The organism is Streptomyces sp. NPDC001020 (assembly GCF_053599115.1).
In genome coordinates this window covers 144,962-159,042 of record NZ_JBSFLQ010000008.1, presented here as the reverse complement: position 1 = coordinate 159,042, position 14,081 = coordinate 144,962, and the positions used below count along the sequence as shown (strand labels likewise).

Annotated in this window: 9 protein-coding genes and 1 tRNA gene; 6 read left to right on the top strand and 4 right to left on the bottom strand. The window is 71.2% G+C overall.

Annotated elements, in window-relative coordinates; genetic code table 11:
* Positions 1-286: 286 nt before the first annotated feature.
* The 6 genes from ACWDEX_RS10015 to ACWDEX_RS09990 all read left to right on the top strand — a co-directional run bounded on the left by ACWDEX_RS10015 (position 287) and on the right by ACWDEX_RS09990 (position 7,374).
* A complete protein-coding gene (locus ACWDEX_RS10015; RefSeq protein ID WP_450462779.1) occupies positions 287-2,128 on the top strand; it encodes an ATP-binding protein in 1,842 nt (613 codons plus the stop codon).
* A 90-nt stretch (positions 2,129-2,218) separates the two neighbouring features.
* The gene (locus ACWDEX_RS10010) at positions 2,219-2,944 is read left to right on the top strand and encodes a DNA methylase (RefSeq protein WP_450462778.1); all 726 of its coding nucleotides are present in this window, start codon (positions 2,219-2,221) and stop codon (positions 2,942-2,944) included.
* Positions 2,941-3,777 (top strand): bifunctional DNA primase/polymerase, encoded by an 837-nt coding sequence (locus ACWDEX_RS10005; RefSeq protein WP_450462777.1) that lies wholly within the window; start codon positions 2,941-2,943, stop codon positions 3,775-3,777. Before ACWDEX_RS10010 ends, ACWDEX_RS10005 begins: the two co-directional genes overlap by 4 nt.
* Before the next feature lie 2 nt (positions 3,778-3,779).
* Complete coding sequence (locus ACWDEX_RS10000) at positions 3,780-5,255, top strand: ATP-binding protein (protein ID WP_450462776.1); 1,476 nt, start codon at positions 3,780-3,782, stop codon at positions 5,253-5,255.
* A 455-nt stretch (positions 5,256-5,710) separates the two neighbouring features.
* On the top strand, positions 5,711-5,914 hold the full coding sequence (locus ACWDEX_RS09995) for a helix-turn-helix domain-containing protein (RefSeq protein ID WP_450462775.1): 204 nt from the start codon (positions 5,711-5,713) through the stop codon (positions 5,912-5,914).
* Positions 5,915-5,976: 62 nt separating this feature from the next.
* Complete coding sequence (locus ACWDEX_RS09990) at positions 5,977-7,374, top strand: tyrosine-type recombinase/integrase (protein ID WP_450462774.1); 1,398 nt, start codon at positions 5,977-5,979, stop codon at positions 7,372-7,374.
* Positions 7,375-7,421: 47 nt separating this feature from the next.
* On the opposite strand, the gene ACWDEX_RS09985 is transcribed toward ACWDEX_RS09990, so the two are convergent.
* The 4 genes from ACWDEX_RS09985 to tmk form a co-directional block, all read right to left on the bottom strand.
* Positions 7,422-7,495, bottom strand: a tRNA-Thr gene (locus tag ACWDEX_RS09985).
* A gap of 106 nt (positions 7,496-7,601) precedes the next feature.
* Positions 7,602-9,239, bottom strand: a complete 1,638-nt coding sequence (locus ACWDEX_RS09980) for an alpha/beta hydrolase (protein ID WP_450462773.1) — start codon at positions 9,237-9,239, stop codon at positions 7,602-7,604.
* Positions 9,240-9,370: 131 nt separating this feature from the next.
* On the bottom strand, positions 9,371-10,576 hold the full coding sequence (locus ACWDEX_RS09975) for a DNA polymerase III subunit delta' (RefSeq protein WP_450462772.1): 1,206 nt from the start codon (positions 10,574-10,576) through the stop codon (positions 9,371-9,373).
* Between the two features lie 117 nt (positions 10,577-10,693).
* Positions 10,694-13,870, bottom strand: coding sequence for a dTMP kinase (tmk, locus tag ACWDEX_RS09970; RefSeq protein WP_450462771.1), 3,177 nt, complete (start codon positions 13,868-13,870; stop codon positions 10,694-10,696).
* Between the last annotated feature and the right edge of the window lie 211 nt (positions 13,871-14,081).

The following is a 14,081-nucleotide window of genomic DNA, read 5'->3' as shown; positions in this document are numbered from 1 at the left end:
GAACCCCCGCGCGGATGGGGTTTGACCCCCGGCCCTCTGGACGGCCTTTCAGGGGCCCGTCAGGGGGTTGCACGGCCCGATTTTCGACCGCCCTACGCGCGCGGGCGCGTAGGGCCCCCACCCCTCCCGCCGCTCAACTCTGCAACTTCGCAGGTCAGGGCGGTTGCGGGGGTTCAACCGGTGCGGTTGACGCAACCAGCCCCATCGGCCTCGTGCAACTAGGGCGAACCGGTGTCGCCACGTAACGGCGAACCGGTCCTCATCCACGGTCTTGGAGGACCTTCTCGTGGACTGGAAGAAAGCATGGTCGAGCACCACCAACACCACCAGTGCGGCCCTTGATTCGGTCTCCCCGGTCTTCGTGCCGTTCGCCGCGCGCTGGGACCTGGAGGCGGAGCGGCGGAACAAGCTGCGCACCCCGGAGCACCTGAAGACGCTCATGGCGGCGCAGAAGGAGCACAACGCCGCGCGCTCCACCCTGTCCACGGCCAAGTCGCAGAAGGTGACCGCGCGGGCCGCGACGAACAACCCGTTCGCCGCGTCCCGTCGCGCTGCCCGCGTCGCGGCCAAAGCCGCCACGGCGCACGAGCGCGACACCCGCGCCAAGCTCAGGGAAGCGCGGGTGAACTACCCGACCACGCTCAAGGCCCGTGCGATCCAGGCGCATTCGGCGCACGCCGTGCCCAGCACGATCGCGTCCGTGCTCATGTCCGCGCAGCACCTCACCCTCTGGCCGGCCACCACGTCCGCGCTGGTGATCGGGGCCAACGCCGCCGCTCTCGCGCTCGGTCGGCGCAAGCGGCATCTGGTGGTCGACGAGTCGCTGTCGCTGGAAGAGCGTCAGCTCATGGAGCGCCTCGACCCGGCGTACTGGGTGGAGCACGCCGAAGATCGCGGCCTGTCCGGCACGGTCACCACCCCGCCCGCGATCGAGCCGGGCGGCATCAAGTGTGAGATCCGCCTGGACGGCACGTGGACGGTCAAGACGCTCTCCGACAAGGCCGACTCCATCCGCGCGCTCCTCGGGGCCCGCACCGCCCTGCGGATGCGGATCACGTCCGCTTCCCGGGGCGGCTGGGCGGTCCTGACCCTGGCCACTCGGTCGGCCGCGGCTGACGTCTCCTCGCTGTGGACGCCCGACCGCATCCCCACCGACGCGGAGCTGATGAGCCTCGGTGTGGACATCGAGACCGGGGAAGAAGTGCTGATCCCCTATGCGGAGCGTCTGCTGGTGTCCGGGGCGTCCGGCACCGGCAAGAGCTGGTCCACCCGCCCGCTGATGGCCACCGCCCACATGCGCGGCGACATGGTCCTGATCGACGGGAAGGGCGAAGAGTCCATCCCGTGGGACGGGATCTGCCGGTGCGCGAACGAGCCGGACGAGATCGACGCCGTGATCGACGACGCGCACGCCGAGATGGTGCGACGCAAGGCAGAGATGAAGCGTCGCGGAATCTCCGTGTGGGACGGCCGACAGCTCACCGTGTTCATCGACGAAGGCCAGGTCGTCCTCGCGCACATCATGCGCGACAGGGCCCGCCTGCAGCGCCTCGTTGAGCTGTCCAGCCTCGGGCGTTCCCGTGGTGTCGTGCTCTGGTGGGCCACGCAGTATCCGGTGGTCGACGGGTCGGCGCCCGGACTGCACAAGATGATCGCCCCCAACCTGCTCACCCGGTTCTCCCTGCGCGTGGCCACCACCACGCAGTCCGGTGTGGCGCTGGACGACTGCGCCGACTACGCCCCGCACAAGATCCCGCAGGGCAAGGAGTGGCGCGGCCACGGCTACCTCAAGGGCTACGGCCCCCGCCTGATCCGCACCTGGGCCCTGGACGACGCCGGCGTGCGCGACCTTCCCAAGTCCATCTGGGCGCCCGGGAAGTCCACCGGCGGGCAGACGGCCCCGGCGACGCTGCGGCTGGTCAAGAACGCTGCCCCGTCCGGCGTCGCCTCCAACCGGGACAAGGTGCTGGGCGCGGTTCAGGCGGGCGCCCACACCGCCAAGGAAGTCGCCGACGCGACAGGCCTGAACAAGGGCACCGTCTCCCGCGAAATCAAGGCACTCACCGCGTCCGGCGCCCTTCAGCGCACCGCTGACGGGCGGATCCTCCCCGGCCAGCAGGCCGCCTGACACCACACGCAAAGCCAGGGGCGGCCCCGTCTCGCCAAAGCCGGGCCGCCCCTGTCTCCAGTCCTCAACAGACCTGTGGAGGTCTCCAGCATGACTCAACCCACCGACATTCGGCGAGAGGACCGGCGGCCCTTAATGCTGGACCTGTTCTCCTGCGCCGGCGGCGCCGCCATGGGCTACGCCCGCGCCGGATTCCGCGTCCACGGCTGCGACGTCGCCGACCGCACGAACTACCCCTTCACCTGGCACCGGGGCGACGCCCTGGAGTACCTCGCCCGCCTCATCGACACGGGCGAGATCGAGCAGTACGCGGCCGTGCACACCTCGCCGCCCTGCCAGGCCAAGAACACGTTGACCGTGGGCACCAACCGGTCCCGGGGCTGGGGCGGCGCCCACGTCGACCTCGTGGCGCCCACCCGCGCCCTGCTCGACCGGACCGGCCTGCCGTACGTGATCGAGCAGCCCAACGGACAGGCCGAGATCCGCAAGGATCTGACCCTGTGCGGTGAGATGTTCGGACTCGGAGTCATCCGCCACCGCAACTTCGAGTTGGGCGGCTGGAGGGCCCCGCAGCCGGCGCACGTGCCGCACCGGGGGCGGGTGCGCGGCTACCGGCACGGCAAGTTCTACGACGGCCCTTACGTCGCCGCGTACGGCAACGGTGGCGGCAAGCCCTCCGTGCCCGAGCTTCAGGCCGCGCTCGGCATCGACTGGACGAGCGTGCGCGAGGAGCTGACCGAGGCCATCCCGCCCGCGTACAGCGAGTACATCGGGCGTGCCTTCCTTGCCTCCCGCGCGCTGGGGGTGGCGGCATGAGCGACCTCCTGCGTACCGCTCTCGCCGTCGCCGCCGACGGTCTGCCCGTGCTGCCTCTGCGTCGGGGGAAGGTGCCGTTCGGGAACTGCCCGGCGTGCGCGCGGAACCGTTGCGGCGGCCGGCCGAACATGAAGACCCCCGGCCCCTGCACCTGCGCTCAGCCCTGCCACGGCTGGGCCGCCGCCACCACCGACCCGAACGTCATCGCCTCCCCGGCATGGGCCCGGGTATGGCGGGACGCGGCGGCCGTGGCCTACCACCCCGGCGGCGCCGGGCTCACCGTCGTCGACCTCGACACCGAGGCCGCCGTCACCTGGGCCCATACCAACCTGCCACCCACCCGGTCCGTGCCGAGCACGCGCGGCGAGCACTGGATCTACCGGGGCGCGATGCGCTCGGTGAACGGCGTGCGCGAGGGCGTCGACATCAAGTCGTCGATGTCCTACGCGCGCTGGCTCGGGCACGGCACCGGCACCCTGGCGCCACTGCCCCATGCCGTGCGAGACCTGCCCCCGCGGGCGCCGGTGCCGGTGCGCCCGGCCCACGCCGTCGCCGCGTCCGTGCCGGGCGGAGCGGGGATCTGCCGGCACCGCACGCCCGCGTTCCTCGACCGGGGCATCGCGATGGCAGAGCAGCGCATCACAGAGGCGTCCAGCGGCATCCACGCGGCCGTCTACAGCACGTTCCTGGCCGTGCTCTCCGCGCACGGCCGGTGCGGCTGCCTCACCGGCGCCCACGTGGCCCGGCTGTTCACCGCCGCCCAGGCCAAGGGCGAGACCGCCCGGCACTGCGCCGAAGCGTGGACCAACGCCCGTAACAGGTTGGAACTTTGAGCATGGCTGACGACGAGAAGAACCCCGCCCGCGAGGTCATCACCCAGTACGCGCAGGAGCGTTTCCGGTACTTCCGCACCCCTGACGGCACCGTCTACGCCCAGCGCAACGGCCACCCGGTGGCCCGCCCGATCCGCTCCCAGGGCACCACCGGAAGCCACCGGCAGGAACTCATGGTCGGCATGTTCAAGGACGGTGTCGGCGTCTTCAACGGCACCGCGCTCAAGGAGGCGTTGGACTTGATCGAGGCACTTGCCCTGTACGAGGAAACGCAGTCCACGCACATCCGCGTGGCGCCCGGATTCGACGGGGCGACCTGGCTCGACCTGGGGCGCGACGACGGGCAGTCGGTGCGCATCCACCCCACCGGGTGGGAGATCACCGTTCCTGATCCGCGTGAGGTCTGCTGGCGGCGCACCCAGCTCACCGGAGAACTCCCCCTCCCGGCGAAGGACACCGACGGCAAGGGCATCGACCTGCTGCTGAGGCTGTGCAACTTCGCCACCGCCGCGACCGAGTCCCTGGCCATCGCGTGGCTGATCGGCTGCCTCGGGCCGTCCGTGCCCGTCCCGGCGCCGTTCCTCACCGGCCCGCAGGGCGCGGGGAAGTCCACGGGCGGGCGGATGCTCATGCGGATCGTGGAGGGCATGAGCGGGGACCTGCGCCGGGCCCCGAAGGACGAGGCGAACCTGATCGCGGCCGTGGCCGCCGGGTGGGTCACCGCCCTGGACAACCTCTCCCACATGGGCCCGGACCTGTCCGACGCGATGTGCTGCATCGTCACCGGCGCCGAGGACGTCAAACGGGCGCTGTTCACCGACGGGGACGTCTACCGCACCGGCTACCGCCGGCCGCTCCTGCTGACCGGTATCGACGTCGGCGTGATCCGGCCCGACCTCGCCGAACGGCTGCTGCCACTCCGCCTGGAGCGGCCCAAGGTGCGGCGCACCGAGGCCGAGCTGTGGGCGGAGTACGCGGAGATCCTCCCCGTCGTGCTCGGCTCGCTCCTGGACCTCACAGTCAAGGTCCGCGCCGCCGAGGCGGAGACCCCGACCGACCTGCGGATGGCCGACTTCGCGCACCTGTGCGCGCAGCTCGACAACGCGACCGGCCTCGGCTCGCTCGCCGCGTACCGGGCCAGCCTGGACGATCTCAACGACGATGTCATCGAGGGCGACCTCCTCGCCCAGACCGTCCTCAAGCACGCCGAGACCATCGACCCCGGCCTGTACGAGCGCAGGACGTCAACGGAGTGGCTGCAGCTCCTCAGCGGCCTCTATGGCGGCGAGGACTGCCGCCCACTGCCCAAGGGCTGGCCCACCACCGGCAAGGTCCTCTCCGACCGGCTCAAGCGCATCCAGCCGACGCTCGCCGCGCGCGGCGTGGTCATCGACTCCGGGCGCACCGCCGAGGGCCGCTACGTCGAGATCGCACGAGCAGGCACCCCGCCGCCGGCCGAACAGCGCCAGATGTTCTGACCGGCGCCCGCGCTCTCAAAAGGCAAGAGGAGCACGCCGCGCCGCGAGGGTGCTCCTCTTGCTGTTCGGCGGCTTGCCGCCGCCCGAAGGACGTGCCGCGAAGCGGCTCCTTCTTTGCTCTTGAGAGCGCACAACTAACAGACACCCCCCTTCTTTTTGTCCTAAGGGAGAGAACCTGCGTCATCTGCGTCATGGAGGCACCGCAAACGGCCCGCCACCTGTGGAAACAGGCATGACGCAGACGGCGATCCCTGCGTCATCCTGCGTCATCTGCGTCATGGGCTGCGTCACCGATGACGCAATCCATGACGCACGCATGACGCAGACCCACGGCGCTGCGACATGCAAAACCGCAGGTCAGAAGCCCGTATGACGCTAATGACGCAATGACGCAGAAATCTCCAGTTCGGACACACGCGCCGCGCCCCGAGACCGATGCCGAGGAGGCACACCGGATGAGCACCGCCATTGCTCCCCCCGCCGACCGACTCCTCTACAGGCCTGAAGATGCCGCCGAAGCGCTCTCGATCGGACGCTCCACTGTCTATGAGCTGATGGCCGAGGGAACCCTGAAGTACATCAAGTTGGGCCGTACGCGCCGAATCCGACGCGTCGACCTCGAAGCATTCGTCGAGAACCTCCCCGTCCTGCCCAACTAGCCCGACCCCCAAGAGGCGCCCCGAGCATTCCGCTCGGGGCGCCTCTCGTTTGAAGGAGGCACATGAGCCCTCGTAAGGCCAACAACGAGTCGTCCATCTACTTCGGCAGCGACGGCTGGTGGCACGGCCGCGTCACGATGGGCGTGAAGAACGACGGAAGCCCCGACCGGCGCCACCGGCGCGCCAAGACCGAGCCTGAAATCAAGCGCAAGGTCAAGGAGTTGGAGCGCCAGCGCGACGAGGGCCGGGCCACGAAGGTGGGACGCAAGCCCACCGTCGAGAAGTGGATGGAGACCTACCTCACCGACATCGCGAGCCTGAAGCTCAAGCCCCGGTCCCTGGACGACTACTGGTCGAAGACGCGAAACGACATCATTCCCGGGGTCGGGCAGCACCGAATCGACAAGCTGCAGCCGGAGCACCTGGAGCGTATGTACCGGGCGATGCTCGACGAGGGACACGCCCCCTCGCACGTCGTCAAGGTGCACCGGATCCTGTCGCGCGCGCTGAAGATTGCCCACCGTCGTCGCCTCATCAGCGAGAACGTTGCGACGCTCGTGGACCCACCGAGCGTCGACGAGACCGAGGCCAACCCCTTCACCCAGGAGGAGTCCAGGGCGTTCCTCGAAGCTGCGGCGAAGCGGCCCACTCTCATGCGGTGGATCGTCGGCGTGGGCATGGGCTTCCGGCAGGGCGAGACCCTCGGGCTGCGATGGTCCTATGTGGACCTGGACGCGGAGATGTTCCACCCCAAGTGGCAGCTTCAACGGCTCACCTGGCGGCATGGCTGCGCCGACCCTCACCTGTGCGGCTCGCGGCTCCACCGGTTCGAGCCCTGCCCTCCGGACTGCTGCGCGCACAAGCACTACAAGCGCGGCTGCCCCAAGCCCTGCACCAAGACGTGCGCCAAGCACGCGAGTGCCTGCCCCAAGCGCAAGGAAGGTGGCCTCGTCTTCACCCGTCCCAAGACCAAGAAGAGCCAGAACCCTGTGCCGATCCCACCCGTCTTCATCCCGTTCCTGCGGGACCACAAGGCAGCGCAGGAGGAAGCGCGCGCGGCGGCCGGGGAGCTCTGGCAGGAGTACGACGTCGTGTTCGCGCGCGAGGACGGCCGGCCGATGGACCCGCGCCAGGACTACGAGGAGTTCAAGGAGCTGCTCGCTGAAGCCGGGATCGAGGACCGCCGCCTGTACGACGGGAGCCGCCACACGGCCGGCACCATCCTGAACGAACTGGGCGTCGACATGCCCACGATCATGGAGATCCTTCGGCACACACAGATCAGCCAGACGAGGCGGTACGTGAAGGGCCGCTCGCACCTGTCGAAGGACGCCATGCGACGCATGGGTGAGTTCTTCGTTCCGACTCCCCCGGAGCCTGGTCCGGGCCCCACTGAGACCAGGACTGAGACCCTCGACAGCCGCGCGGCTCGCTCCCGCCGCCGCCGACGCGTCCGCTGAACGACAAAACCCCAGGTCGGAGACATCCGGCCTGGGGTTTCCGTCTGAGCCGCCTTCGGGATTCGAACCCGAGACCTACGCATTACGAGTGCGTTGCTCTGGCCATCTGAGCTAAGGCGGCGCGCCGTCCGCACTATGGTGCGATCAGCAACGTCGGTAAGTCTACACAGTTTCCGGGGGTGCTCCGACCACACCCCGGAAGCGTGCCTCCGGGGTGTGTGGCCGCCCTAGGAACAGTGCTTTCCCTTCGCCGGCAGGGTGCCCCTGAGCAGGTAGGCGTCGATGGCCGAGTCGATGCACCTGCTGCCGCGGCCGTACGCCGTGTGGCCGTCGCCGTCGAAGGTCAGGAGCCTGCCCGAGGAGAGCTGGGAGGCGAGGGCCTGGGCCCAGGGGTACGGCGTCGCCGGGTCCCGGGTCGTGCCCACCACCAGGATCGGCGCCGCCCCCCTGGCCTCGATGCGATGCGGCTGCCCCGTCGTTTTCACCGGCCAGTAGGCGCAGTTCAGTGACGCCCAGGCCAGCCCTTCTCCGAACACCGGCGATGCCTTCTCGAACGCCGGCAGCGCCCTCTCCGCCTCCTGCTGGGTCGAGAAGGCCGGCGGCATGTCCAGACAGCTCACGGCTGCGTTGGCGAACATCAGGTTCGCGTAACTGCCGTTCGCTTCCCGCTGGTAGTAGCTGTCCGACAGGATGAGCAGGCCGGCGCCGTCGTTCTTCTTCATCGCCGAGGTCAGTGCCTCACGCAGCTGCGGCCAGGCCGCCTGGTCGTACATCGCCGCGATCACCCCGGTGGTCGCCAGGGCCTCGCCGAGCCTGCGGCCGTCCGCGTCGCCCGCCGGGATGGGGGACACGTCGAGCTTCCTGAAGAACGCCTTCAGATTCGTCCCGGCCTTCGCGGGTGACGTGCCGGGGCCGCCCAGCGGACAGTCCGGCTGCCGGACGCAGTCCCTCGCGAAGGACCGGAACGCCGTCTCGAAGCCTGTTGTCTGCTCCTCGCTGGTCCTGCGGGCGGACAGGGAGGGGTCCATCGCGCCGTCCAGCACCAGACGGCCGACTCGGGCCGGGAACAGCCCCGCGTACGTCGCCCCGAGGAACGTCCCGTAGGACGCGCCCACGTAGTTCAGCCGCCGGTCGCCCAGCGCCTCGCGCAGGACGTCCATGTCACGGGCCGCCTCGATCGTGGAGACATGGCGCAGCAGGTCGGGCGAGCGCTGTCCACAGCCGTTCGCGAACCGCTTGAACGCATCGACCAGTTGGTCCTTCTCCTTCCTGTCGTCGGGGGTCATGTCGGTCTGTGTGAACGCGTCCATCTGGCGTCCGGTGAGGCATTGGACGGGCTCGCTGCGGGCCACGCCGCGCGGGTCGACAGCGACGATGTCGTAGCGGGCACGGACCTCCGCCGGGTAGCCGACACCGGCGTACTGCTGCAGATAACCGACCGCCGAGCCGCCCGGACCGCCCGGGTTCACCAGGAGCGAGCCGAGGGGCTTGCCCCGGCCCGTGGCCCTCTTGCGGGCGACAGCCAGCCGGACGTCGCCCGACGCCGGCTTGGCGTAGTCACGGGGCGCCTTCATCGTGGCGCACTCGAAGCCGGGGACTCCGCAGCTGCGCCAGGCCAGCTTCTGTGCGTAGTACGGGGCCAGCGTCGAGGGCGTGGACCGGGGCAGCGGGGCCAGCACCGCGGCCTCCGGCGTCGCCGTCGAACTCCCGAAGGAGCAGGCCGGGACGAGGAGGGCGGTGGCGAGCAGCGCGCCGCCCGTTCGCACCACGTGCGGCGGGCGCAGGAAGCCGACGGAGCGGAGGAAGCGGGACGCGCGAGGACGGCGGGAACGGCGGAACGGTCCGGAAGTGCGCCTGATGTGCATCCCGTGAGCGTAACCATGTGCGATGTCACGTTCACTGTCAGTCGCGCATGCACTTCGTACGAGTGACGGAGTAAATCAGCCGCGGGCACTGTCCTCCGCAAGGAGCGTCCCCGCCCCTCAGGCGTGTCCCGTCACCCCGCCCGCAGCGCCATCGTCATCGCCTCCACCGCGAGCAGCGGGGCCACATTGCGGTCCAGTGCCTCCCGGCACGCGGCTATGGCTTCGATACGGCGAAGCGTGGACTCCGGCGTGCTGCCGCCGGCCAAACGCTCCAGAGTGTCCTCCGCGTCCGCGTTGGCGAGTGCGACACGGGAGCCGAGCTGAAGAGCCAGGACATCGCGGTAGAAGCCGGTGAGATCGGTGAGCGCCTGGTCCAGGCTGTCGCGCTGTGTGCGCGTTCTACGGCGTTTCTGTTTGTCCTCCAGCTCCTTCATCACACCTGCGGTGCCACGCGGCATACGGCCGCCCTGCGCTGCGCCGAGCGCCGCTTTCAGGTCCTCCGTCTCCTTGGCGTCGACCTCCTCCGCGAGTTGCTTGGAGTCCTCCGTGGCCGCGTCGACCAGCTCCTGGGCGGCCTTGAGGCAACCACCGATGTCGCCGATCCGCAGGGGGAGCTTCAGCACGGCGGCCCGGCGTTCACGGGCGCGCTCGTCCGTGGCCAGTCGGCGGGCGCGGTCGACGTGCCCCTGCGTGGCACGGGCGGCTGCGGCCGCGACCCCGGGCTCGATGCCGTCGCGGCGTACGAGCATGTCGGCGACCGCCGCCACGGAGGGCGTGCTCAGGTTCAGGTGACGGCAGCGGGAGCGGATCGTCGGCAGGACGTCCTCCAGCGAGGGGGCGCACAGCAACCAGACCGTCCGCGCAGCGGGCTCCTCCACCGCCTTCAGGACCGCGTTGGCCGACTTCTCGTTCAGCCGCTCGGCGTCCTCGACGAGGATCACCTGCCAGCGGCCGTTCGCCGGCGACGTGAACGACTTGCGGACGGTGTCGCGCATGTCGTCGGCGAGGATCTGCGTGCCCACGGCGGCGACCGTGGTCACGTCCGCGTGCGTACCGACCAGGGAGGTGTGGCAGCCGTCGCAGAAGCCGCAGCCTGGGGCGCCGCCGAGCGCGCGGTCCGGGCTCACGCACTGCAGTGCCGCAGCGAACGCCCGCGCCGCCTGCGTGCGCCCCGCGCCGGGCGGGCCCGTGAACAACCAGGCATGCGTCATCTTCGACGCCTCGGGGGGCGGAGTGTCGGCCGCGGCCGCGGTGACCAGGGCGTCGGCGTCACGGGCAGCCGCGTCGAGCTGCTCGCTCACCCTCTCCTGACCCACCAGGTCGTCCCACACAGTCATGGGACACCGCCCTTCCGTCGTCCTTCGCCCTACCGCGATCCATTGTGCGGGTCACCACCGACAACGCGGCGGGGCTGCGCTGCGCGCGGGCCTCGGCCCGGTCGGCCGCGGCCGGTCTCAGCGGCGCCGTCCGTGTCCCCAGCCGTCGTTCCGGTCGTCGTCGCGCGGGCCGAGCAGTTCGTCCGCCAGGGTCGGGAGGTCGTCCAGCGGGGTCTCCTCCGCCCAGTCCGGACGGGGCCGACGGCTCGAGTGGCCCTCGCGGTCCATCTGCGGCAGCTCGCGCGTGCGGTCCTCGGCCCCGTCGGGCCGCGGCGCCGGGCGCTCGTCGCGGAAGAAGCCCCGAGGCACGCGAGGCGCGGTGTCACCGCCCCCGGTGTCCTCCACGGCAGGCAGCACGGCCGTCTCGTCGGAGGAACCCGGCACCAGCGGCAGGACCGCCGTCTCGTCGGCCGCCTCCTGCGGCATCGGCAGCTCCGCCGTGATCTCCGCGTCCGACTCGGCCGCCTGCACCGCCGGCAGCACGGCGGTCTCGTCTCCCGGCCCACCCGGCGCGTTCGACGGCTTCACCAGCGGTGTGGGGACCGTGATCTCGTTGTCGGGCGTGGTCTCGTCGTGCGGCTCCTGCGGCCCCTGCGGCGAGGAGCCCGCCGAGGCACCGGCGGCCTCGCCCTTGGCCGGCATGGCGGCCGAGGCCGCCGCCCGAGCCGCAGCCTGGCGTGCCTCCTCCGCGCGGAGCAGCGCCGCCTCGGCCTTCCGCTGCTTCTCCAGACGGCGCGCCTCGGTCTCGGCCCGCAGCCGGGCCTCCTCCTCGGCCTGCTTGCGCAGTCGTTCTTCCTCGGCCTTCCGGCGTGCTTCCTCGGCGGCCCGCGCCTGCTCCTCGGCCAGAAGCCGCGCCTGCTCCTCCTCGGCACGCCGACGGGCTTCCTCGGCCCGCTGCCGCGCTTCCTCCGCCAACCGCTCGGCCTCGCGCCGCTGCGCCTCCTCCAGCTCGCGCCGCTTGCGTTCCTCCTCCTCGGCCCGAAGCCTGGCGAGCTGCTCCTGGCGCTCGCGCTCCAGTCGCTCCTCCTCGGCCTTGCGCGCGGCCTCCTCCTCGGCCTTGCGCCGGGCCTCCTCCTCGGCCTTCCTGCGCGCCTCCTCCTGGGCCTTCACCTCGGCCTCGGACAGCGGCAGCATCTGGTCGAGCCGCTGCCGGATCACGGTCGTGACCGCTTCGGGCTCCTGGCCGGCGTCGACGACCACATAGCGTCCGGGGGCGGCGGCGGCGAGCGTGAGGAAGCCGGAGCGCACGCGCGCGTGGAACTCGGCCGGCTCTGACTCCAGCCGATCCGGCGCCTCGGTGAACCGCTCACGCGCTGTCTCCGGCGCGACATCCAGCAGAACGGTCAGATGCGGGACCAGACCATGGGTCGCCCACCGGTTGATCCGGGCGATCTCCGTCGGGGACAGGTCACGGCCCGCCCCCTGGTAGGCAACCGACGAGTCGATGTACCGGTCCGAGATCACGACCGCGCCCCGATCCAGGGCCGGCCGTACGACCGTGTCCACGTGCTCCGCGCGGTCCGCCGCGTACAGCAGTGCCTCCGCGCGGTGCGAGAGGCCCGCACTGGAGACGTCCAGCAGTATCGACCGCAGCCGCTTGCCGACGGGCGTCGCGCCCGGCTCACGGGTCAGCACGACCTCGTGCCCCTTGGCCCGGATCCACTCGGCGAGCGCCTCGGCCTGCGTGGACTTGCCGGCGCCGTCACCGCCCTCCAGGGCGATGAAGAAGCCGGAGCCGGCGGGCGCCTCCACCGGTTCGTCGCCGCCGCGCAGCGCGTCGAGCAGATCGTGCCGCAGCGGAACCCCGGAGCGGTCGTCGGCCTTGGCGAGGACCAGGGCGGCGACCGGCAGCAGCAGCGCGCCGACCAGCATCAGCACGAAGGCCGCGCCGCCGTGTTCGAACACGAACTTGCCGTTCTCCAGCCGGTGCGGCCCGATGGCCCCGGCCACCACTGGTGCCACCAGGGCTCCCAGCGCGACGGAGACCCGTACGACCGCGTGCAGATGCTCGGTCATCCGGACGCGCCGGTGGTCCTCGGTCTCCTGGTCGAGAAGCGTGTGCCCGGTGTTCGCGGTGACACCCGCGCCGACGCCCGCGAGCGCCACGATCAGCAGCACGCTGGTGACGTCCGGGACAAGACCCGCGGCGAGCAGGGCGACACCGGTGAAGGCGATCGCCAGCGCGAGCAGCCGACGGCGCGACAGCGACGGCAGTACGCGGGGAGCGGTACGGATACCGACGGCGGTGCCACCGGTCAGCGCGAGGATCAGCAGGCCGTACGTCACCGGGCCGCCGTGCAGGTCCGTGGCCTGCGGCGCGGAGACGGCGACGGCGGCCGCGACGCCCCCGGAGACCGCCGCGCAGGCGAGTACGAGGAGCGGGACCGCGCCCGTACGGCCCTTGTCGACGCCCGTGCCCGTCCGGGGGCGGCGCAGGCCCTCCAGCGGCGACCGCGCGCGGGGAGTGCGGGCGTCGGGCAGTTCGAGGAAGGTGACCAGCGACAGGGACGCGGCGAACAACCCGGCCGCCACGTAGGCCGAGAGAGCCACCTGGTGCTGGTCGAACCAGGCGAGGCCCGCGCCGAGCAGGTTGTTCAGCAGCGACACCGCGACGATCCCGGCGGCGGCCAGCGGCACCGCCACGAACCGTGTACGCAGTGACAGGCGCCGCAGCGCGTCCAGGTGGTCCGGCAGCGGGCGTACCGTCGCGCCCTCCAGGGGTGGCGCGGGCAGCAGGGCGGGCGCCGCACTCTCGCGGCACACCGTCCAGAAGCGCTCGGCGACGCCGGTCACGAAGGCGGTCACCAGCAGCGCCGCGAGCGCTTTCGTCGGAGTCCAGTCGATCCACAGGGGGGCGACGATCAGCAGGGCGGCTCGCAGCCCGTCCGCCGCAACCATGGTCCAGCGGCGATCGAGCGGCCCCTCCGGGGACGTCAGCGCGGAGAGCGGGCCGAGGAGGACGGCCCCGAAGAGCACGGTGGCGAGAACGCGCGCGCCGAAGACGGTCGCTATCGCGAACGCCACGCCCCGGTAGCCGCCTCCGAAGGAGCCCTCGGCGACGGCCGCCTGGAAGGCGAGCAGGACCAGCACGAAGAGGGCGAGGACGTCGCCGACGCCGCCCACGAGCTGGGCGCTCCACAACCGCTTGAGCTGCGGCCTACGCAACAGGGCACGCACGGCGCGCTCGCGTGAATCCGCGACCAAGGCGTCGTCGGTGGCCGGGTTGTGGGCCGTTGGCTGCTCGGCTCGCGTCATCTCTCTCTTCCGTCCGGTGAACCGTCGGATCCCTCTACTGGGTGATGGTACGCGGACAGACATCCACGATAGTTTGGCCGAGCTCGGGCGACCGGGCCTACCGCCGGGTCGGCGGGAAGTAACGTCTGCGGGGTCGATGTCAGTCCGCGGGGCGGTCCCCCGTCCCACAGCAGTCGACGCTGAAGCAGAAAGCCCTCTACCGGGCAGGGCC